General features: G+C 64.1%; 15 protein-coding genes. 5 read left to right on the forward strand and 10 right to left on the reverse strand.

Annotated elements, in window-relative coordinates:
- Positions 1-8: 8 nt before the first annotated feature.
- The 3 genes from uriT (KG104_RS02890) to uriT (KG104_RS02900) form a co-directional block, all read right to left on the reverse strand.
- Positions 9-1,439, reverse strand: coding sequence for a uridine transporter UriT (gene uriT, locus KG104_RS02890; RefSeq protein ID WP_372434208.1), 1,431 nt, complete (start codon positions 1,437-1,439; stop codon positions 9-11).
- Positions 1,436-2,383, reverse strand: a complete 948-nt coding sequence (uriH, locus tag KG104_RS02895) for a uridine-preferring nucleoside hydrolase UriH (protein ID WP_207348551.1) — start codon at positions 2,381-2,383, stop codon at positions 1,436-1,438. Before uriH ends, uriT (KG104_RS02890) begins: the two co-directional genes overlap by 4 nt.
- 321 nt (positions 2,384-2,704) lie before the next feature.
- Positions 2,705-4,180, reverse strand: coding sequence for a uridine transporter UriT (uriT, locus tag KG104_RS02900; RefSeq protein WP_273545204.1), 1,476 nt, complete (start codon positions 4,178-4,180; stop codon positions 2,705-2,707).
- A 214-nt stretch (positions 4,181-4,394) separates the two neighbouring features.
- Here uriT (KG104_RS02900) and KG104_RS02905 point away from each other — a divergent pair, with 214 nt between their 5' ends.
- Complete coding sequence (locus tag KG104_RS02905) at positions 4,395-5,063, forward strand: CE1759 family FMN reductase (RefSeq protein WP_207348573.1); 669 nt, start codon at positions 4,395-4,397, stop codon at positions 5,061-5,063.
- Positions 5,064-5,179: 116 nt separating this feature from the next.
- Positions 5,180-6,205 (forward strand): NAD(P)-dependent oxidoreductase, encoded by a 1,026-nt coding sequence (locus tag KG104_RS02910; protein WP_207348552.1) that lies wholly within the window; start codon positions 5,180-5,182, stop codon positions 6,203-6,205.
- Positions 6,206-6,240: 35 nt separating this feature from the next.
- On the opposite strand, the gene KG104_RS02915 is transcribed toward KG104_RS02910, so the two are convergent.
- Entirely contained in the window at positions 6,241-7,041 is an 801-nt protein-coding gene (locus KG104_RS02915; RefSeq protein WP_104162164.1) for a cyclase family protein, read from the reverse strand.
- A gap of 140 nt (positions 7,042-7,181) precedes the next feature.
- On the opposite strand from KG104_RS02915, the gene KG104_RS02920 reads away from it, so the two are divergent.
- On the forward strand, positions 7,182-8,873 hold the full coding sequence (locus KG104_RS02920; protein ID WP_207348553.1) for a thiamine pyrophosphate-binding protein: 1,692 nt from the start codon (positions 7,182-7,184) through the stop codon (positions 8,871-8,873).
- A gap of 8 nt (positions 8,874-8,881) precedes the next feature.
- On the opposite strand, the gene KG104_RS02925 is transcribed toward KG104_RS02920, so the two are convergent.
- The 5 genes from KG104_RS02925 to KG104_RS02945 form a co-directional block, all read right to left on the reverse strand.
- The gene (locus KG104_RS02925) at positions 8,882-9,331 is read right to left on the reverse strand and encodes a MarR family winged helix-turn-helix transcriptional regulator (protein ID WP_104104929.1); all 450 of its coding nucleotides are present in this window, start codon (positions 9,329-9,331) and stop codon (positions 8,882-8,884) included.
- A 575-nt stretch (positions 9,332-9,906) separates the two neighbouring features.
- Positions 9,907-13,272, reverse strand: a complete 3,366-nt coding sequence (locus KG104_RS02930; protein ID WP_207348554.1) for a DEAD/DEAH box helicase — start codon at positions 13,270-13,272, stop codon at positions 9,907-9,909.
- A 279-nt stretch (positions 13,273-13,551) separates the two neighbouring features.
- Positions 13,552-15,168 (reverse strand): HNH endonuclease signature motif containing protein, encoded by a 1,617-nt coding sequence (locus tag KG104_RS02935; protein ID WP_207348555.1) that lies wholly within the window; start codon positions 15,166-15,168, stop codon positions 13,552-13,554.
- 157 nt (positions 15,169-15,325) lie between these two features.
- The gene (ppk2, locus tag KG104_RS02940; protein WP_207348556.1) at positions 15,326-16,336 is read right to left on the reverse strand and encodes a polyphosphate kinase 2; all 1,011 of its coding nucleotides are present in this window, start codon (positions 16,334-16,336) and stop codon (positions 15,326-15,328) included.
- A 78-nt stretch (positions 16,337-16,414) separates the two neighbouring features.
- On the reverse strand, positions 16,415-18,385 hold the full coding sequence (locus KG104_RS02945; RefSeq protein WP_237688651.1) for a S8 family serine peptidase: 1,971 nt from the start codon (positions 18,383-18,385) through the stop codon (positions 16,415-16,417).
- 169 nt (positions 18,386-18,554) lie between these two features.
- Between KG104_RS02945 and KG104_RS02950 the strand changes: the two genes are divergently transcribed.
- Positions 18,555-19,460: a GmrSD restriction endonuclease domain-containing protein gene (locus tag KG104_RS02950; RefSeq protein WP_207348557.1), complete on the forward strand. Its 906-nt coding sequence runs from the start codon at positions 18,555-18,557 to the stop codon at positions 19,458-19,460.
- A gap of 42 nt (positions 19,461-19,502) precedes the next feature.
- Here the strand turns inward: KG104_RS02950 and KG104_RS02955 are convergent, their stop codons facing one another.
- Positions 19,503-21,308, reverse strand: a complete 1,806-nt coding sequence (locus tag KG104_RS02955; RefSeq protein ID WP_207348558.1) for a glycoside hydrolase family 15 protein — start codon at positions 21,306-21,308, stop codon at positions 19,503-19,505.
- Positions 21,309-21,493: 185 nt separating this feature from the next.
- On the opposite strand from KG104_RS02955, the gene KG104_RS02960 reads away from it, so the two are divergent.
- Positions 21,494-22,498, forward strand: coding sequence for a TIGR03557 family F420-dependent LLM class oxidoreductase (locus KG104_RS02960; protein ID WP_207348559.1), 1,005 nt, complete (start codon positions 21,494-21,496; stop codon positions 22,496-22,498).
- Positions 22,499-22,501: the final 3 nt, after the last annotated feature.

Below are 22,501 nucleotides of genomic sequence, written 5' to 3' on the forward strand. Positions count from 1 at the left end.
GACTGTGCTTACCGGACGGCTTTCTCAGCAGTGGTTTCCACTTCGGCGTTGGCCGGCTTCGGGATCAGGAAGGACGTGGCCAATGCCAGCACCAAAATGACCAGACCGGCGATGAGACCGCCGTAGTAGCCCTCAGTTCCGGATCCGTCCGCAGCCGTGGTGGCAGTCTTTACAGCGTAGATCACGGCGAAGCTGAGCCCGGCGCCCAGGTTGAACGCACCGGCGTTCAAACCCGGCAGGAAGCCGGGGTTCTCCTTGGGGGAAAGCACAATGCCCAGGCCGTTGAGCATGATGTTGCCGATGCCGGCGTAGGTGATGCCGATCAGCACCGAGACGCCCAACAGGCCCAGTTTGGAATCGCTGCCGACGACCAGGAGCATCAGGGCCAGCGCAATCACTGAGCCGATCATGCCGGTCCGCAGCATCTTGCCGTAACCCCAGGTGGCGGCAAGGCGGCCGGCGATCGGGCCCATGACCAGCCCGGCGATGGCGTACGGGGTGAGCGTCCACCAGGCTGACTCTTCGGCGCCCATGCCGAACCCGACGACGCCGTCCTGCGCCAGGGCGGGAATGATGCCGTTCATGACGGCGAAGACACCGGTCATGGTCAGCAGCGTGGTCAGCAGCAGCGCCCAGGTGGAACGCTGCTTCAGCAGATAGGTGGCCACCAGCGGCTCTTCCGTGCGGTTTTCAACCTTCCAGAACACCGCGAAGGCAATGGCGGCGATGACCATGAGGCCGATGACCAGCGGCCAGTTGGCGTCCGCCAGCTTGCCGGCCTCGTTGAAGGCGGTCAGCAGGGTGCCCACCGAGATGACCAGGGGAACCACGCCCACCCAGTCCATCTTTTCCTTCTTCTCGGCCCGGGATTCCGGCGCCAGGAACAGCAGGAGCGCGGTCGCCACGGCGCCCACGGCGGCCATTGCCCAGAACACCGACGCGAAGCCGTGGTTTTCAGCCAGATAGCCGCCGGCAATGGCGTCAACGCCGGCGATGCCGCCGTTGACAGCCGTGATGACACCCATCAGGGTGCCGTAGAGCTTGGCGTCACGAATTTCCACGCGCAGCATGATCAGGGTCAGGGGCACCACAGGTCCGGAGACGCCCTGGATCAGGCGGGCGATGAACAGGACCTCGATGCTGGGTGCCAGTGCGGCCACCACGGAACCGATGGTGAGGACCACCAGCATGCCGCCCAGGACCTTCTTGCGGCCGATGATGTCGCCCAGGCGGGGAAGGAACAGGGAGAAGAGGGCAGCGGCGGTGAAGAACGCCGTCTGGGTCAGACCCACGGCAGCGGAGGTGGTGTTGAGTTCCTCCTCGATCTTCACGAGAGCGGGGGAGAGCATGGAGGCGTTGAGCTGGAAGGCCACACAGGCAGCCAGCAGGGCCGTCATCAGGGCGGCCACATTGACGCGGCGCTGGGTTGTTTCGCTCACAGGTCTACCTCACCAATTCGCTCCAGAGCGTCGACAACCAGGTCCCAGAATTTCTGGTGATCCAGGTCAACAGCCACGGAGGTGTTGCAGTCAGCGGGCGCCGGTGCACGGAAATCCGCCACCGTCATGCCCAGGGTCAGGGTGCCGGTCAGTTCGACATCCAGCGGAACACGCCGGGTGGTCATGACCGAGGGGTCGATGACGTAGGCGACGGCGCACGGGTCATGGACAGGCGGGAAATCAAAACCCTGATTGTCCTTATAGGCCTGACCGAAGAATTCGAGGAGTTCCCCGACGAACTTGGCGGGCTTGGTGCCCACCGCGGCGATGCGGTTGGCAACCTCGTCCGTGGCCAGGGCCTGATGCGTGAGGTCCAGGCCGACCATGGTCAGCGGCCACTTTTCGTTGAAGACGATATGCGCGGCTTCGGGATCAATCTTGATGTTGAATTCGGCCACCGCAGACCAGTTGCCCACGTGGTAGCCGCCGCCCATGAGGACAACTTCCTTCACGCGCTCGGCAATGCGCGGTTCCTTGCGCACTGCCAGCGCAATGTTGGTCAGTCCGCCGGTGGGCACCAGGGTGACGGTGCCGGGGGCATGGGACATGACCGTGTCGATGATGAGGTCCACGGCGTGCCGCGGATCCAGGTCGATGGCAGGCTCGGGGAGCTCAGGGCCGTCCATGCCGGACTCGCCGTGGATGTCCGGTGCGTTTTCGATGGTGCGGACCAGGGGCCGCGGGCTGCCCGCAGCGAAGGGAACACCTGTGATATTTGCAACACGGGCAATCGCCAGCGCGTTGCGCGTCACCTTCTCTAAAGTCTGGTTTCCGACGACGGTGGTCACCGCCAGAAGCTCGATCTCCGGGCTGCCGTGTGCCAGCAGCAGGGCGACCGCATCATCATGGCCGGGATCGCAGTCCAGGATGATTTTGTGGGGCATTGCATCTCCGCTTCGTTGAGGTTCTCGCTGGGGGACCGGAGTCCCCGTGGTGCAGTGCCCCGCCTGGGCGATCCGTTCAGCAGGCGCAACAATGCGGTGCGGGAGGAGGCCACGGCGGAGTGCGGCGCGCTGCGGAACGGGTTCAGGCGTTGACCGGGAAACCGTTCGAAGGGCAGCACTTTCCCTTGACGGGAGGGGGCACTGCATTAAAGATAGCGGCGTTTTTAGGCCTCTATTTCCTGATGTTGCTGTCCCATCCCGCCGGACCCGCGGCCAATTTGCCTGTGTTCGGGGCAGGCCCTAACCTTTGCGCTGCAGCAGTCAGCGAAGGGCAGGTTCGGCAGGTTCGGCGTTGGCGAGCCGATCTGTTTCTGCGGCTGCTTCAGGGCTGGCGCCGGCTTCCGGCGTTGCCGGTTTGGGGATCAGGAAGGAGGCGGCCAGGGCCAGCACCAGGATGACCAGGCCGGCAATGATGCCGCCGTAGTAGCCCTCGGTGCCCGACCCGTCCGCTGCTGTAGTGGCCGTTTTGGCCGCGTAGATCACGGCGAAGCTGAGCCCGGCGCCCAGGTTGAACGCACCGGCGTTCAGCCCCGGCAGGAAGCCGGGGTTCTCCTTGGGGGACAGCAACACGCCCAGGCCGCTGAGCATGACGTTGCCGATGCCGGCGTAGGTGATGCCGATCAGCACCGAGACGCCCAGCAGGCCCAGCTGGGAATCGCTGCCGACGATCAGGAGCATCAGGGCCAGCGCAATGACGGAGCCGATGGTGCCGATCCGCAGCACCTTTGCGTAGCCCCAGCTGCCCGCGAGGCGTCCGGCGAAGGGTCCGATCACCAGTCCGGCGAGGGCATAAGGGGTAATGGTCCACCAGGCAGAATCCTCGGCGCCCATGCCGAACCCGACGACGCCGTCCTGCGCCAGAGCGGGAATGATGCCGTTCATGACGGCAAAGACGCCGGTCATGGTCAGTACGGTGGTCAGCAGCAGCGCCCAGGTGGAACGCTGCTTCAGCAGACGGGTGGCTATCAACGGCTGTTCGGTGCGGTTTTCAACCTTCCAGAACACGGTGAAGGCAATGGCGGCGATGACCATGAGGCCGATGACCAGCGGCCAGTTGGCGTCCGCCAGCTTGCCGGCCTCGTTGAAGGCGGTGAGCAGGGTGCCCACGGAGATGACCAGGGGAACCACGCCCACCCAGTCCATCTTGGCCTTTACTGCCGCGGAGGATTCCGGAACGACCACAATCACCAGAGCAGCGGCAAGGACCCCCACGGCGGCCATGGTCCAGAAAACGGAGGCGAAGCCGTGATTCTGCGCCAGGTAACCGCCGGCAATGGCGTCGACGCCGGCAATGCCTCCGTTGACCGCGGCGATGACACCCATCAGGGTGCCGTAGAGCTTTGGTTCACGGATTTCCACCCGCAGCATGATCATGGACAGCGCCACCGTGGGCCCGGAGACGCCCTGGATCAGCCGGGCGAGGAACAGCACTTCGATGCTGGGGGCGAGGGCGGCCACCACGGAGCCGATGGTCAGAACCACCAGCATGCCGCCCAGGACCTTCTTGCGGCCGATGATGTCACCGAGCCGGGGAAGGAACAGGGAGAAGAGAGCGGCAGCGGTGAAGAACGCCGTCTGGGTCAGGGCGACGGCCGCAGAAGTGGTGTTCAGCTCTTCTTCAATGGTCAACAGTGCGGGGGAAAGCATGGAGGCGTTCAGCTGGAACGCCATGCAGGCGGCCAGCAGCGCCGTCATCAGCGCTGCAACGTTGACGCGGCGTTTGGTTGTTTCACTCACAGGTGTAGTACGTCAATTCATTTCGGGGATCTTCATCGGGTCCAGGAGCTTTTGCGGGCCCGGCACTGCGTTAACGATATCTGCTTTCGGGTACGGGTTTACCGCCTTGCCGGGCAGGCGAGGGGCCGGCAAGGAATAACTGCCGACCCGCAAAGGTTGGATCAGGCAGGATAAAAAATAGATGCATATGCATGAAGTAGCGGAGGTTGCCGAGATGGCAGATCGCAGAATAGTAGTTGTAACGGCAGGATTGGGCGTTCCCTCGTCCAGCCGGATGCTTGCCGACCAGTTGGGGCAGGCCGCCCGCCGGGCACTCGAGACCTCCGGCGGCTCCGCCTCGGTGAGCACCTTCGAACTCCGCGAGTACGCCGTGGATATCGCCAACAACATGGTGACCGGTTATGCGCCGCCGAAGTTGGAGACGCTCATCAATGAAGTAGTGGCCGCAGACGCGCTGGTGGCCGTAACCCCCGTTTTCACTGCCTCCATGAGCGGCCTCTTCAAATCGTTCTTCGACGTTATCGACAACACCGCCCTGGATGGAAAGCCCGTGATCCTGGGAGCGACCGGCGGCAGTTCGCGGCATTCCCTGGTGCTGGACTTCGCAATGCGGCCCATGTTCAGCTATCTGCGGGCCAAAGCCACGCCGACGGCGGTCTATGCGGCACCGGAGGACTGGGGCTCAGCCGGCGACGCCGGATCCGCTCCCTCCGGCACAAGCGCATTGGATGCCCGGGTGCGCCGTGCGGCCTCCGAGCTCGCTGCACTCTTGGGAACCCAGGGAGCCCAAGGACCGCAGGGAACCCAGGAGCCTGCAAAGCGTCCGGATCCCATGGTTTCGCTGCCTTTTGAACAGTTGCTGGCCCAAACCCGCCGGGGATAGGGAGCCTCTTCTAACGCTGCCCGGCCGGAACTAAACTCGACAGGATCCGTCTCGGCCGGGCCCGGCCTTCAGGCCGGCTCGTAGGCCGGGAACCTCACCAGCGGCAGGAGCCGTGTATGGCCAAGCATGCCGATTCCGAATCCTCTTTCGCCGGTTCATCTTCCGGACCGTCCGTTGCCGGGAGTAACACGGTGCCCTCCGTTGATCCGTTCACACCCACTGCGCCCGCACCCTCCATTGCCATTCTTCCGGCGTCCACCTCGGAACTGGTGGCTGCCGTGGCCGAGGGCGGCGGCATTGTGGAGGCACTGTCGGACAGCACCGCCGGCGTGGTGCTGGCGGACGTCGTCGGTCCCGAAGCGGTGGAACGCGCAGTAAAGGGACGCCCGGGCATCCGCTGGGTCCAGCTGCCCCTGGCCGGGGTCGACCAGTATGACGATCTCATGCGGGCCCACCGGAATATTTCCTGGACCAGCGGGAAGGGTGCCTTCCGGCAACCGGTGGGGGAGTTCGCACTGACGCTGACGCTGGCGCTCATGCGCGGCATTCCGGTGTTCGCGCGGGCCGGCACCTGGGGGCCGCCGCAGGGCACATCACTGCACAACCGGCACGTGGTCGTGGTGGGAGCAGGCGGGGTTGGACAGGAGATCCTGCGGCTCCTGCGCGCCTTTACCGAGCACATCACGGTGGTTCGGGCACACGACCACCCGGGGGCGGGCGCCGAACGCACGGTCACCGATGCAGGGCTGGACGACGTGCTGAAAACGGCCGACGTCGTGATCCTTGCTGCTGCCATGACGGAGGGCACCAGGCACCTGATGGATGCCCGGCGGCTGGCGCGGATGAAGGATCATGCCTTTCTGATCAATGTTGCCCGCGGCCCGCTGGTGGATACGGATGCCCTGACGCAGGCGCTTGCCGAGGGCAAACTGGCCGGCGCTGCCCTGGACGTCACGGATCCCCAGCCGCTGCCGGACGGGCATCCGCTTTGGTCCGAACCGCGGGCCCTCATCACGCCCCACACCGCGGAAACTCCGGAGATGGTGGCGCCGCTGCTGGCCGGCCGGGTGCGCGACAACGTTCGCAGGCTCGCCGCGGGACAACCGTTGGACGGCCTCGTGGACGTTGACGCGGGGTACTGACTGGTTACTGACTCCTCAGCAGCTGCCGCTGTTCCCTAACGGCCGTGTTCCACCAGTGCCAGCACCCGGGCCGGGCTTGCGGTGCCGCCGGTAATTTTCAGGGGCGCCACCACGATCAAAGCGCCGGTGGGCGGAAGCTGGGCCAGGTTTTGCAGCAGGGTGACGCCGTACTTGTTGTTGCCCAGCAGGTAATAGTGCGCCGGGAAGGGCGGATCGAACGCTCCGGCGTTGCCGGCGTCGATGCCAACAGTTTCCACCCCCAGCCCGGCGATCCCCGTCTCCTCACCCAGCCATTTGGCGCACGCGGCCGAGATTCCCGGCGTGTGGGAGCCGCCGTCGTCGATGTTGAGGAAAGCGTCAGCATCCTCGGCGAACTTGTCCCACCCGGTGCGCAGGAGCAGCCAGCCGCCGTCGGGCAGCGCTCCGTGCTCGGCCTCCCACGTCTTGACGTGATCAATCTCGAGCACAAAATCGGGATCCTCTGCTGCCTGGGCGCTGAAGTCCAGGACGACGGCGGGTGCCACCAGGCGTGTCAGCGGAAGCTGTGAAACGTCGTCGCCGTCTCGCCCGGAAATCCAGTGCGACGGCGCATCCACGTGGGTGCCGATGTGCTCGCCGGTATGAATGTTGTTGTGTTTCCAGAACGGACCGGGTTCGTCGAAGGCGCTGACCGCTTCCAGGCTGAAATCGATGAGGTTGACGAACGGTGCGGGCAGCTTCAGGGTGGGGGTGCTGCTGCTCAGCGGAGCTGTCAGGTCCACTATTTCCAGCGTGCCGCCGGCAACGGCGTCCAGCAGGGTGTTGATCAAACCGGAATCAGTGCGGTTGAGGCTCATATCGGTTCCTGTCCAGGCGGGGAGGCTTTGCCTGAGACTACCGGTGCGTCTGCGGCGCCGTGTCACACAGGCGTCACATGGGCCGCAATATGTCGGCAGCGCGGTTGGTGCCCCTGCGGGCGGGACCTATTGTTCAGGGTATGGATGCTCCGAATATTGCAGCGCTCGTAGGCCGTACCCTGGCCCGGCTCGGGGCGGGACGCGCCTTTGGCGTGGTGGGCAGCGGCAACTTTCACCTCACCAACGCCCTGCGGGAGAACGGTGTTCCGTTCACGGCGGCGAGGCACGAAGGCGGAGCTGCCACCATGGCGGATGCGTACGCCAGGATGTCCGGCCGGGTGGCGGTGCTGACCACGCACCAGGGCTGCGGACTGAGCAACGCGGCCACCGGAATCGGCGAGGCGGCCAAATCCCGCACTCCTCTGATCGTGCTCACAGCGGATACCGCCTCGTCCGCCGTGCGCTCCAACTTCCGGATCGACCAGGACGGCCTGGCCCGCAGCATGGGCGCGGTTGCGGAGCGAATCCACTCAGCGGACAGTGCTCTTGCTGACACCGTCAGGGCCTACCGCACAGCTGTCAACGAACGCCGCACCGTGGTCCTGAGCGTCCCGCTGGACCTCCAGTCCGCTGCGGCCCCGCCGAGCACGCTGCGGCTCACCCGGCCGATGGTGCCGGCCGGCAGGATGCGCCCGGACGCGGTACTGGTACGGGGCCTGGCCGACCTTCTGGCCTCCGCCCGGCGGCCGGTGTTTGTTGCCGGGCGGGGAGCCCGTTGTGCAGGAGAAGAAATTGCATCGCTTGCGGCCCACTCCGGTGCACTGCTGGCGACTTCGGCCGTGGCCAGCGGACTGTTCAACGGGGAAGACTTCAATCTGGGCATCTCCGGCGGCTTTTCCACCCCGGACACCGCGGACCTGATCCGCGGCGCGGACCTCATCATCGGCTGGGGCTGCACCTTGAACATGTGGACTATGCGGCACGGTTCGCTCATTGGCCCGGATACCGCCGTCGTTCAAGTGGATGTGGAGGATTCCGCACTGGGCGCCAACCGCGAGATTCATCTGGGCGTGCTGGGTGACTGCGCTGCCACCGCGGCCGATGTGCTGGAGCAGCTGAAAGCCGGCGTCCCCGAGCCGGCACAAAAATACCGGACAGCGGAAACCCTGCAGCGGATCAAGGCCGGCTCCCGCTGGCAGGACGTGCCGGTGACCGATGCGTCCACAGCGGACCGGATAGATCCGCGGGTCCTGAGCCTGGAACTGGACGCCCTGCTGCCGGCTGAGCGGCTGGTATCCGTGGATTCGGGCAACTTCATGGGTTACCCGTCCACCCACTTAGCCGTCCCGGACGAGTTTGGTTTCTGCTTTACGCAGGCCTTTCAATCGATTGGCCTTGGTTTGTCCACCGCGATTGGCGCCGCTTTGGCCCGCCCGGACCGGCTTCCGGTCCTTGGGGCCGGCGACGGCGGGTTCCTGATGGGAATCTCTGAACTGGAAACCGCGGTGCGGCTCCAGCTGCCTCTGGTGGCAATTATCTACAACGACGCCGGGTACGGTGCCGAGGTTCACCACTTTGCTGCGGGATCCGGGGTTGGCGGCTCAGACGCGGATTCGACGGTGGACCTGGACACCGTAACGTTCCCGGACACGGACATCGCCGCCATTGCCCGCGGCTACGGAGCTGCGGGAATTACGGTGCGACGCCGTGCCGACTTGGAAGCGGTGAAGGGCTGGCTGGCCGGACCGCGGAACGCCCCCTTGGTGATCGATGCCAAGATTGCGTCCGACGGCGGCGCCTGGTGGCTCGCGGAGGCGTTCCGCGGGCACTGATTTGGGGTTCACGCTCCGGCAGTGTCCTCCACCGAACCGTCCCAGCCGAGGTTCGTTGCCATCCGCTGCAGTACGGCAACCAGGGCGCCGTACTCGTCTTCGGACACGTTTTCCGTGAGCTGCTCGCGGATGCGTTCGACAGCGCCGCGAAGGTTTTCCAAGCTTCGCCGGCCCAAATCGGTCAGCTGGTACTGGCCGTCGTCCAGGGATACCCAGCCGCTTTCCCGCAGTTCCTCGATCAGCTCCGCTGAGGTGATGCTGCCCTCGACCACCGGGAAAAACGGTTTCAATGCGTCGGAGAGCTGCTTTCCTGAGGCAGGGCCGTCCGTCAGGAGGTTCATCATCTGCCATTGCCGCCTGGTGACGCCGTGCTCTTCGAAACTGGCGCCAAACTGGTCATCAACCAGCTGGTCCACGAGCTTGAGCCAAAATCCGATGGGGCGTTCGTCAGTAGCCATCACCCCACTGTACAAACCAATCAGGATCTGCGGAATGGCAATCAGGGTCCGGGGAAAGGGCGGCCGCGCGAGAGCTGTGTTTACAGCTGCGCGCGCATGCCGCACCTTGGACATGGGGCGGAGCGGGCAAGATCTATGCAGACCAGACAGACAGGAAGGGTGCCGTTGTCGTCACGGAGGGGACGGTTGGGCATGGTCTTGCCGCAATAGGGGACAGGACGCTGTGCATGGTGCATGGCCCGGCGCTTGCAGGGAGTGCAAAAAACGTGCACGAGTTCATCTTCATCCTTGGCGGTCACGTCCAACGGGCGGATGAGGGTTGATGCCTGAGTGCTCATGATCCTTTCCTGACGGCGGCACCGGGTGACCGGTTGGAGTGGTGCTTGTGCCAGCATCATAATTCGCCTGCGGAGTGCCCGAACGGCAGGGATGCGGGCCCCCTGTGAGCCGCCGATGCCCGTAAATATGCGGTTTCGGCGGGTCTTTACGGGTGGCTGACGGGGACGGCGACGTGCCTAACTTCATAGTCTCCGGACCGGACATGTACAGGACCGAACAGCGGACGGACCGGACGGCTAATCCAAGAGGGAACGGATGTCCTCGGCGGTGAGTGCGGAGCTGAACACCGCGTCATCGTCCATCACGGAGGTGAAGAGCTTGGCCTTCTGCTCCTTGAGCGCCATCACCTTTTCCTCGATGGTGCCGCGGGCCACCATCCGGTACACCATGACATTGCGGGTCTGCCCGATGCGGTGCGTGCGGTCCACGGCCTGCGACTCCGCTGCCGGGTTCCACCATGGATCCAGGAGGAAGACATAGTCCGCTTCAGTGAGGTTCAAGCCGAACCCGCCAGCTTTGAGGCTGATGAGGAACACCGGGGCCTGGCCGTCCTTGAAGGAGGCAATGACCTCTCCGCGGTCCCGGGTGGAGCCGTCCAAATAGGCGTAGGGAATTCCGGCGGCGTCCAGCCGGGCTGCGGCCTTCTTCAGGAACGAGGTGAACTGGCTGAAGATCAGGGCGCGGTGTCCCTCGGCGGTGACATCTTCGAGCTGTTCAAAGAGGGCATCGAGCTTGGCCGAAGGCACGCCGGCGTAATCGTCATCCACCAGGGACGCATCCAGGCTCAGCATCCGCAGCAGGGTCAGGGAACGGAAGACGATCATCCGGTTGCGGTCCAGATCCTTGATCAGCCCCATCAGCTTCTGCCGTTCACGCTGCAGGTGCGTCTCGTAGATCTTGCGGTGCTTGGGACTCAGCTCCACCTCCAGCACCTGTTCCTGCTTCTCCGGCAGATCCTTCGCAACGGCTTCTTTGGTGCGGCGCATCAGCAGCGGGCGGATCCGGCGGCGCAGCCTGGCCAGAAGCTTGGAGTCCTCACCGCGCTCAATGGGCCGCTGGTATTCCTCAATGAACTTCCGTGCGGAGGGAAACAGGCCCGGCGCCACAATGGCGAACAGGCTCCACAGCTCCAGCAGGTTGTTCTCCATGGGGGTGCCGGTGATGGCCAGTTTGAACGGAGCGTTGAGATCCCGGGCGCACTGGTGGGCGCGGGTGGTGCGGTTTTTCACGAACTGCGCCTCATCCAGGATGAGCCCGTCCCACTCCAGGGCACGGTAGGACGCAAAGTCGAGCCGGAACACGGCATAGGAAGTCACAACGACGTCGGCGTCCGCCGTGAGTTCGGCCAGCGGCACCTTGGACTTGGCGGTGGTGTCCGGAACAGCGACCGCACGGAGGCCCGGGGTGAAGCGTGCCGCCTCGGAGAGCCAGTTTGGCACCACTGAGGTGGGGGCCACGACCAGGAAGGGCCGGCGGACCTGGGCGCCGGTGGACATGCCGTCACCGGCGGCCCCCGGCGTCCCGCCGTCGTCGGGCTGGACTCCCTGCTCCCGCGCATGGGCCAGCAGCGCCAGCGTCTGGAGTGTCTTGCCCAGGCCCATGTCGTCGGCCAGGATGCCGCCGAGTCCGTGCTCCCAGAGGAACGCCAGCCAGTTAAAGCCCTCGGCCTGATAGGGGCGGAGATCTGCCTTCAGCCCGGCCGGCAGCGGCACCTGCTCCACTGAATCCAATTCCAGCAGCCCGGTGACTGAAGCACGCCAGGCTGCGGCCTGTTCGGTTTCCTCTGCCAACTCCTCCAACTCGGACCACAGCCCGGCCTGGTACCGGCTGATGGTCATTTCGCCGGTTTCCCATTCTTGCAGCCCTTCGGCCTCTTCCAGCAGGGCGTGCAGCTGCGCGAATTCGGGCCGGTCGAGCGAGAGGTAGGTGCGGTCAACAAGCAGGATCTTTGTTTTGCCCTGGGACAGTGCCTTGAAGACATCGGCAAAGGGCACTAGCCGGCCTTCGACCGTGATCATGATGCCGAGGTCGAACCAGTCCCTGCGCTCGGTTTCCACCGTGGTGATCTTCAGCTCCGGCACGCTGGTGAGCTCGCGGTAGGCGGGGCGCTCGCCGACGACGTCCACCCGTACGCCGTCGACTTTTTCGATCTTGGGGAGTAGATATTCAGTGAATTCCGCGGTGTCGATGCCGGAGTAGGAACGGCTGCGCGGCACCGATCCCAGGACTTTGCCGACGGCGGTGAGCAGGTCCGCTTCCGCTGCCACATCACGGTAACCGGAAGCGGGATCCGCCCGGGTTCCCAGCGGAATGCGCGTGAGGTCATTTCCCTGCCGGTATTCCCATTCCCAGTCGAGGAAGAGGGAATCATCGGGCTGGAAGGAGGCTGTGAGCACCAGCAGGGGTGGAGAAATCTCCGGGAACTCGACTGACTCATCGCTGCTGGTTACCGGCAGCACCTGGCGAAGCTTGGGGTAGAACTTCTCCAGAAAGACCGGGGCGTCCTCTTCGGGAATCATTACCGGGGCGCCGTTCAACAGCAGGCCCTTGTCCTGGTCCGTCAACGGGCGCGCGGTTGGCGCCAGAGTGATGACGTTTTCCGGACTGCGCACGTAAATGCCGTGCCCGGCGATCAGTCCGGCGGCATCGGTGGGGTAGGGCGCGCCGTCGATCTCCAGGACGGGCTGCAACTGCAGAGGTACGGCGGCGTCCGTTCCCGGGGATTCTTTGGCCGCACGCACATCGAGGGACAGCGCTGCCCGCTTGCCCAGCCGGACACTGGTGTCTTTCTTGGTACCGACAAACTGCACGCCGATGCGCTGAGCTTCTTCCAGCAGCTGCCACAGCAGGGGGTTGGAGAAATCATCCAGGTAAAGCCAGGAGTCATTCTGGCCGAAGTAGCTCACGCCGTTGGACCGGTGCAGAGCCGGAAACTGGGAAAACCAGCGGTGCTGTTCTGGATCCAGCTGCAGCCCGTACGTCTGATAGGCGATGTTGCTCCAGGCCAGATTGTTCTTGACCCAGTTGCCCTTCGTGTTGCGGACCACCGGGCGGACACCGAGCCGGAAAGAGGTCTTGCGGTGCGCGCTGCGGGGAGCCGGAGCACCCCAGCGGGCACTGATACCTGCGTCCGATGTCCGGATTTCAAACTGGAGCGCCAGGGGAGTGGCCGATGCCTTGGTGCTGCCCGTGAGCGCATGAAGGTCGGCGTCAATCAGCGTCTGCAGTGATTCCTGCCAGGCCGGCACCGCTGGTGCGCTGGCGGCGGAGGGCCGGATGAATTCCTGCCGTGCCACCAAATGATCGGTATTGCTTTGCAGTGCGACGGCGGCCACGTGCTTGCAGTCGAATCCAACGGGACAGCTGCAGTGGTTGTCCAGCAGGCGGTAGTCGCCCTGCCGCTTTTCCCCCAGCTGCAGCATGGTGCGGTACGGCACGGAAGAATGGCCTCGAACCTTGGCGCGGAGCACTTCGGCCTGCGGTTCCCACTCCAGTTCCGCTACTGCACCGCCCTTGGCATAGGTTTGGCCACGTTGAAACGCAGCTCCTCCGACAACCCGGATGATGTCCGTGACGTCGATCAGAGGCGGTGAGGAAGGCATGTTTTTATCGTCTCACGCAGGCCTGACACTTCCGCGATCGGACTCCTTGGGGCCTGATCCTCGGGGTTTGGTTCAGCATCCTCGGCGGGCCTTCCCTGCAAAGGACATGAAATATAGCTAACATCGTGGGCAACGCAGATCACAATGGCGTGATCTGCGTCTGACCACATTTACTGCACGAGGCCGACTGCAGTGGGCAATCCTGCCGCCGTCGGCGGATCATGAGACTGGCCGACAGCAGGGCGGCGGTTCGTCCGAACTATCTCGTCCGAACTATCGTCAAAAGGGTGGCGGATCGTCGCCGTAGTCTTCCGGAGGTTCTCCCGCAGGGATCCAGCCCGACATCCGGCTTACAGCAGCTTTCGTGGCTTCCACCCTGGGTCCCGCGCTGGGTCCTGTGTTTGGTGCTGTGGCCAGGGTGAGATGCGGATCGGTCCGGTAGGTCCGACCGCCCGGCGACGTCCACTCAATAATTCCGGGACTGTGTTGTTGTGCTTTCCAGAATCCCCGCGACTTGAACATGTGATGCCGCCGGCACAGATGCTCCAGGTTGTCGTGATCGGTGCTCCCGCCGTGGGACCACGGTCTGGTGTGGTCAATTTCGGCGATGACGGCGTTGGTCCGGCATCCCGGGAACCGGCAGGTTCCGTCACGGGCCCGCAGCCAGCGTTGCAGCCCGGCCGGGACTTTCCGCCGCCGCCCGACCCGCAGGATGTCGTCAGTGTCCGGATGTCGTTCCACCGGGGTCCAGTGCGCTGCCTGCCGGGCCAAACGACGGGCAGATTCCGGGCTGATCGGCCCGTATCCGTGCAGTTCGGCAGGCTGTTCATCAGCACCGAACAGGGTCTCGGCGGTGATCAGGACCAGGATCTCGGTGCGGGCCCGGGCACGGGACTTCTTGCCAAGGGCTTTGTCATCGCCGGCATCGCTACGGGTCTTGCCCTCACGGCCCGCAGTCCTGTGGTTACCACTGTTGCCTTCATGGCCACTGTCTTCGGCATCCCTGTCACCGTCGAGCAGGTCAGCCAGAATGTCCGCCCGCAAGTGATCCACTCCCCGCGGATCCCCCGCTCCCTGTTCACCCCGCGCCGCCGTGGTCAGCTGCGTATAAACCAGCTGCGCCCTCGCAGCGGGCAATAACGCCGACAGCCACGACATCCCGTCCTCATCCGGCGCCAAACAGACCCGCCGGCGTTCAAAAGCACTCTGGTGCCGGACCGGAATGGTGTCCGGATACCGGCCCTCCCGCAACCTTCTGGCCTTCACCCGGAACTGGGACGATGTCTGCCCCGCACCAGCGGCCTCCAGCAACACCGTTTCGAAACCGGCCAGTTCGGAGTCTGGGACGTTTTGGGATTGGTCCAGCACCGTCTGCACATGCCCGTAACCCAGGCTCCCGTCTTCCAGCCGGGCCAGGGTTGCGGTGTGGGTGGTGCACAACCGTCCCGCCTCACTCATCAGCATCTTCGCGGTGTTCGTGGGCAGGTGCAGGATGGCTGCGGCTTCCTCCGCGGCCAGGCTGAAGGTCAGGGCCGGATCTTCCCGGCCAACATCTTCGAGCAGGTCGTCACGGAAGAGGGTTTCCATCCGGTGCAGCACTTTGGCCTGCTGGGCCTGCGCCCACCGCACCAACGCATCCAACCGGGACAACACCGCACTGGTTTCGTCCTGGGTTAGGGCCTCCGCACCGTGCAGGACCAACGAACCGGTAAGACCCTCAAGGCTCTGGACAGTTCCAGGATCCGCGGTATCGGACTGAACGACCCCGGATTGAACGACCCCGGATTGAACGACACCGGGCGCGGCATCAAAGACCGACTGGCTGGACACAGCAGCCTGGCCGGCACCGGATGCTTCACCGGTGCCGCCTCGTCGAAAAGATCCGTTCTGATCCATGGCTTCAGGCTTTCACCTGCCACCGACATTTCCGTCCCGAAAACAGCCCCAAAAGCCCCAAAATAGGCCCTCTTGAAGCCCGCCAAATACTCGACTTTTTTGGGCCACTACCTATCAGAAATGAGGACTACCTGCGTACCGCCAGCAGGGCGGCCATCTACCCCTTCGGTTTAACCACGGGGAAACGGCCGCTCGGCTCTTCGTCTTCCTCGAAGTGGCTGGCGGCAGGACCGACAATCAGCGGATCAGGTGCGTGTGCCACAGAAGTGTCCTTGTTCGGATAATCCACGCTGTGCAGCACAAACCGCATGGCTTCCAGCCGGGCCCGCTTCTTGTCATTGGATTTCACCACGGTCCACGGGGCGTCACCGGTGTCGGTATAGAAGAACATTGCTTCTTTGGCTTCGGTGTAGTCGTCCCACTTGTCGAGGCTGGCGAGGTCCGTGGGGGAGAGCTTCCACTGTTTCACCGGGTCGGTTTCCCGGGCCGCAAACCGTGCCACCTGCTCCGCCCGGCCCACGGAAAACCACAGTTTATTGAGCAGTACCCCGGAGTTCACCAACATGCGTTCCAGTTCCGGCACTTCCCGCATGAACTCCAGATACTGGGCTGGCGTGCAGTAACCCATCACCCGTTCCACCCCGGCACGGTTGTACCAGGAACGGTCCATCATGACTATTTCGCCGCCGCTGGGCAGCTTCGCCACGTAGCGCTGGAAGTACCACTGGGTACGTTCGTTATCCGTCGGTTTCTCGAGGGCCACAATCCGGGCGCCGCGCGGATTCAAGTGTTCATTGAAACGCTTAATCGCCCCGCCCTTGCCTGCGGCGTCACGGCCTTCAAAGATGATGAGCATTTTCTGCCCGGTGTCCTTGACCCAGAGCTGCATCTTCAAAAGTTCTATCTGCAGCGCACGCTTTTGTTTCTCATAGCTTCGCCGCGTGAGCTTTTTGTCATACGGGTAGTTGTGCCGCCACGCGTCGTCGTCGGCATTTACTTTGAGTTTTTTGCTCTTGACCTTTAGCTCACGAAGCTCATCGAGTTCGTTGGTGTAGTCCTCCGTCACGGAGATTCGGGTTACCTCGTCGGAAACCTCACCGTTAGCGGCGGTATCCGGTTCAGCCAACTTTTTGTCATCTTCTTTGACGGTGGTCTTGTTTGTAGCCATGGGTATCTCCTGCACGCGGACGGTGACTACGAATCTACGTCTCCCCGGCAGGTCAGGGAAGGGGGAGTCCTCGGATCCTTAGTTGAACCTGGTGTCGAAACGGTGCATGAATGCTGCCATCGCGTCACGTTTCACGGAACTCAGCGGGCGGTACGTGCTGGTGCCGTTGCCCCCTGCCCAACCGGTGGAGATGCCTGTGGACGCCAGCCAGGAGATCTCCTTGTAGAACTGATTGGTTTTTGTGATGTCAGCAAACGGAGATTTCACCGGAACTGTGTAGGCCGGAGAGTCGGCGTAGCGGTACATGAAGGCGGCCATGGCATCGCGGTTTACCGGTTGAAGCGGACGGTACGTTTTGGTGCCGTTGCTTTCCAGCCAGCCGGTGGAGATTTCCTCCGCTGCCAGCCAGGAGATCTCCTTGTAGAACTGGTTCCCGGTCGAGACGTCAGCGAAGGGGGATTTCTGCGGCGGCGTGAAGGCAGGGCTGCCGGCGAGCCGATACATAAAGGCAGCCATCGCGTCCCGTTTCACGGATTCCAGCGGACGGTATGTGCTGGTGCCGTTTGTTTCGTTCCAGCCGGTAGAGATACCGGCCTCGGCCATCCACCGCATGTCGTCGTAGAACTGCATTGATTTCGGGACATCGGCGAACGGGGATGCCACGGCGGCCACTGCAGCTGAAATGTTCAACAATTGGGGTCCGCAGTGCGGGGCACAGCTGCCCGGCAGTTCCCGTGCCGTCTGAAGCAGGGTGGATTCCACTTGCTGGGACGTCAGGCCGGGGTCGGCGGACAGCAGGAGGGCTGCTGCACCGGCGACGTGGGGTGCGGCCATGGAGGTTCCCTGATAGTAGGCATAGCCCTCATCCGCGGGAACCGACTTGCCGTTGTTGATCGTCGAAAGGATGCCGCCGCTGGAATCGCCCATGGTGTTCCCGCCCGGGGCCATGAGGTCCACCAGCGGGCCGAAGTTCGAGTACGGCGCCCGTGACCCGTTTCGGTCGGTGGCGCCCACTACTATCACATTGTCGCAGTTGGCAGGCTGGCTCCGGTCAGCGGAAATGCTGTCATTGCCGGCCGCCGCCACAACCACGGCACCCCGCTCCGCAGCGAAGTTCACTGCCTGTTGCATGGCCGCGGAGCAGGTGCTTACGCCACCCAGACTCAGGTTGATGACGCGCGCCGGCGTGCGATTGAGGGGAACGCCGGGCAGCTGGCCGCCGGCAGCCCAAATGATGCCGTCCGAAATGTCGGACATATATCCGCCGCAGGTTCCAAGCGTCCGCACCGGAAGGATTTGGGCGCCGGGCGCCACTCCGCTGATGCCGGTGCCATTGTTGGCGCTGGCCGCGACGACGCCGGAGACGTGCGTACCGTGCCAGGTGGAGGCGCTGCCCACGGTCCTGCCGCAGGAGCCGTTCGGGTACCAGTCACCCTCATCACGGGGATCGGCGTCGCGCCCGTTGCCGTCGCCTGCCACGGCCGGGTCTGAAATCAGGTCATAGCCGGGAAGGACCTGCGCTTGAAGGTCCGTGTGGGCGGTGATGCCGGTATCCACCACGGCCACCACCTGGCCTTTTCCGGTGGATGACGGCCACGCAGGTGCCGCATCAGCCCCGCCTCCCGCGCCCTGAAGGTTCCACTGCCGGGGATAGAGGGGATCATTGGGGGTGACGGCGGACGGGTACAGGAGAACATCCGGTTCCACGCGTTCGACGTCGGGATCGGCGGCTAGGGCACTGACGACGGCGGCGGTTTCTTCGACGGTGAGGTCCGGGTCCACCTCCACCACGGTTCCGCCGCTGCCGGTCAGGTGGAGTTCGGTCACCGCGGCACCGACGGGACTGCCCGCGTCCAGATAGGTCTGCTCACGGGTGATGCTCGAAGCAGCTGCCCGATCGGCGAACGTGACGATGTAACGGCTGGGCGGCGCAGTGTCGCTGTTGCTGTCCGCTGAAGCCGGCGCGGCCACCAGCGGGCCGCTGAGCAGGAGCAGAGCGGCCGCACCCGTCACGGCGCGAAGCAGGAGACGGGAACTGGAAATTTTCACCAAGGGTGTACCTCTTCAAACGGGCCCGCAGAGCAGCACATTAAGCGGCAGGCGCATGGCTGACGCGGGTCAGCCGCGCACCTGAACTCTACCCGCAGGAATTATCGGATGCGCAAAGGGTATGAAGTGCGGAAAATCGAATCCAATCCGTCGTCCATAATTAATAGCGATGACTTCTCTACGCACCAAAGTTCTGGCCCTTGTCGCATTACCTGCAATTCTGCTTGGTTCCTCAGCCTGCACCCCGCTGGCGGACACCGGGACAGGAGCAAATGCAGGGTTCGGAGCCGGGGACAGCAGTTCATCGGTGCAGGAGGCAGCGTCCGGATCGGCGCTGGAACAGCTGGACACCCTTCCGATCAAGGGCCGCGCTCCGAAGACCGGATATGACCGGGACCAGTTTGGTCCATCCTGGGCCGACGTGGACCGCAACGGATGTGACACCAGGAATGACATCCTGGCCCGCGATCTCACCGCCGTCGTCTACAAGGACGGAACCAAGGAATGCGTGGTGGCATCCGGAACCTTCGCAGACCCGTATACGGGTACAACCATTAACTTTGTGCGAGGCAATGAAACAAGCACGGCCGTTCAGATTGACCACATTGTGGCGCTGTCCGATGCCTGGCAGAAGGGCGCCCAGCAGCTGTCCGCCGAAGAACGGCGCCAGCTTGCGAATGACCCGTTGAACCTCATGGCCGCGGACGGTCCGGCTAACGGATCAAAATCTGATTCCGACGCCGCCACCTGGCTGCCGGCCAACAAGGCCTTCCGCTGCGAGTACGTGGCCCGCCAGGTTGCGGTCAAAGCCCGGTATGAGCTGTGGGTGACCCAGGCTGAACACAACGCCATTGCCGGTGTCCTCGAGACGTGCCCGGACCAGCCCGTTCCCGACGGAAGCCGGAGCGCAGCAGCTGCCGTTGCGGGGCCGCCCGCCGCCGAAGCCGGTAAAGCACCCGTCTACGCCAACTGCGCGGCCGTCAAAGCAGCCGGCGCGGCGCCCATCCGCCCCGGCGATGCGGGTTGGGATCCCAAGTTCGACGGCGACGGCGACGGCGAAGGCTGCACTTCCTAGCCTGCACCCCCGGTCGGGTCCGTGCCCCTCAGCCGGGAGTCGTCAGTCCGTGCGGCTGTCGTTGACGGTCAGCGCCGCAGTGATCAGCGCTAGGTGGGAGAGTCCCTGCGGGAAGTTGCCTAGGAAGGCGGAGTCCTCCTCAGCGATCATTTCGGTGTAGAGCCCGACGTCGTTCGCCAGCGGCACCAGCTGGTCCATGAGCTCCACCGCTTCATCCCGCCGGCCAACGTGGGTCAGTGCGGACACCATCCAGAACGCACACGCCACGAAGGTGCCTTCCTCCTTTTCCGCGCCGCTGTACCGGTAGAGCAGAGGACCGCGGCCCAGCTCCTCCCGCAGCGCGTCGAGGGTGGAACTCATGCGCTCGCTGCGGTCGAAGCCGCTGATGGCATGGAGCAGGATGGAGGCGTCCAGCTTGTCGGATCCCGGATACCAGACGTAGCTGCCGCGTTCCTCGGACCAGCAGTTCTCCCGCACCCACGCTTCGATCCGATCTTTCTCGGCCCGCCACCGGTCTGAGGGGCCGGGAATCTGCCCCAGATCGGCCAGATGCGAGGCGCAGCTGAGGGCATGCCAGCAGCCCAGCTTGGACGTGGTGTAGTGCTGCTCGTCGTACAGTTCCCACATCCCGGCATCGCGTTTTTGCCAGGTGTCGCAGGCCAGATCCGCCAGATCAGCCAGCAGCCGCCCGGTACCGGTGTCCAGGACGTGGCCGGCATCCACGTAGAGTTGAACGATATTGAACAGATCCCCAAAGACTCCCATTTGGAGCTGGGATGCCGCATTGTTGCCCCGAACCACCGGTCCAATGCCCCGCCAGCCGGGCAGATCCAGCACCTCGGCGCCGTCCGCCGGTTCTCCGTTCAACGCGGTGAACACCTGCAGATCCTTGCCCTGGCTGCGGATGCTCTTCAGCATCCCGGCGACGGCGGCATGGACCTCCTCACGCAGGCCGAACCGGGTCAGGGCGTTAAGCGTGTAAGCGGTGTCGCGGACCCACGCGTACCGGTAGTCCCAGTTCTTGCCGCCGGCCAGGCTCTCGGGCAGCGACGTTGTAGCGGCGGCCGCCACTGCGCCCGAGGGACTGTGGATCAGCAGTTTCAGCGCCAGTGCGCTGCGCTGCACTGCCTCGGACCACGGTCCGTCGTAGGTGAACTCCTTCATCCAGCTCTGCCAGTTGGCGATGGTACGGTCGACGCCGGCATCCACGGTCTGCGGGTCCGGCAGCGCCAGCGGCTCGTCATGGGTGGAAACAACGGCCACCAAGTGCCGGGAGCCGGGGGAGGTGGAGAAGGAGCCGGAAATGCTGCGGTCAGAGACCTGCTGCCCGCCGTGCTGAAAGCCGCGGACCCCGATGGTGGTTTGCTGGGCGTGGAGCACCGGCCCGTGGGCGCTGTCCTCCACCCAGGGCGAGGCGGTGCCGAAACAATTGCCCGGTGCCACGGACCAGCGCATCCGCACGGTGCCTGCCAGCCCCTCGATCCGGCGTGCCAGCTCGCCCCAGGGCAACCGTCCGGCCACGCCGGTATTGAGGGAATCCGTGACGCGGACGCTTCCGGAAGCAGTGGTGAAGGTGGTCGCCAGGACATTCGTTCCGTCCACGTAGGCCCGTTCCACCCTGAAGTCCTCCTCCGGACGCAACTCGATCCGGCCGCCGTCGTCCGCATCCAGCAACGCTGCAAAGGAAGGAACCGAGTCAAGGTCCGGGGTGGGATACCAGTCCACTGCTCCGTCCCGGGCAACCAGCGCAACGGTGCGTCCGTCCCCAATAGCGGCGTAAGAACGCAGTTCCGCATAACCGTTGATGCGTTCGTTCGGATGGGGTTGCGTGGAGCTTTCGGCAGTCATCGGGGCCTTCCGTTGATCAGCGGATCCATTTGTCCATCCTAAAACCCGGCTACTGGAGCCGGAACGGCCGTAGGATGGGCCTTCAGCGTTCCGGCGCGTGGAAAAGTGCGCTTTTCCCTAAGTGCTGTATTCCATTGGAAACACCCGTTCTCCTTTTCGAAATGTCTGGCTGTAAGGATCGGAATATGACTTCTTCTCTCACTATTGGTTACGCGGCAATGCTGGAACAGTTCCATCCCACTGAAGCGGTGGCGTTGGCGGAATACGCGGAGAGCAAAGGTTTTTCCGGCGTTATGGCGGCCGATCATTTCCAGCCGTGGGTTCCCGCGCAGGGCCAGTCCGCCTTTGTCTGGAATGTTCTCTCCGCCCTGGGCGAGCGCACCAAGGGCGATATTGGGCCGGGCGTCACGGCGCCGACCTTCCGCTGGCATCCGGCGATGGTGGCGCAGGCTTCCGCCACCCTTGCGGCCATGTATCCCGGCAGGCACTGGCTGGGACTGGGGTCCGGTGAGGCGCTGAACGAGCACATTACCGCCCAGTACTGGCCGGAAGCACCGGAGCGCATCAACCGGATGTTCGAAGCCATCGAAATCATCACCAAGCTCTTTACCAACTCCCTGGCCGGCAAGGACGTGCGCCACAAGGGCGAGTTCTACAAAATGGAGTCCACCCGCCTGTGGACCATGCCGGAGACGGCCCCGGAAATCCTGGTGGCCACCGCAGGACCGGTCACGGCAAAGCGTGCCGGCCGGCACGCCGACGGACTGATCACCGTGGGAGCTCCGCTGGAGAAAATCGGGATGCTCTTTGAGAAGTTCGACGCCGGAGCCCGCGAGGCAGGCAAGAACCCGGACACGATGCCCAAGGTCCTGCAGCTGCACATGAGCTGGGCCGAGACGGACGAGGAAGCCCTCACCAACGCCATGGTGGAATGGCCCAACGGCGGCATGAAGTTCCCCAAGGGGGACATTCGGTCTCCGTTCGAGCTGGAGCAGATGGCCAAGCTCGTCCGGCCCGAAGATTTCGAGGGCCGGATGGTCATTTCCAGCGATCCCGATGTCCACCGCGCCTACATCCAGAAATTCGTGGACCTGGGCTTTGACCGCATCTATCTGCATAACGTGGGACGGAACCAGCGCCAGTGGATCGATGTGTTCGGCGCCAGCGTCCTGCCGGCACTGCAACGCTGACCG

Source organism: Arthrobacter sunyaminii, assembly GCF_018866305.1.
GTDB classification, from domain to species: Bacteria; Actinomycetota; Actinomycetes; order Actinomycetales; family Micrococcaceae; genus Arthrobacter_B; species Arthrobacter_B sunyaminii.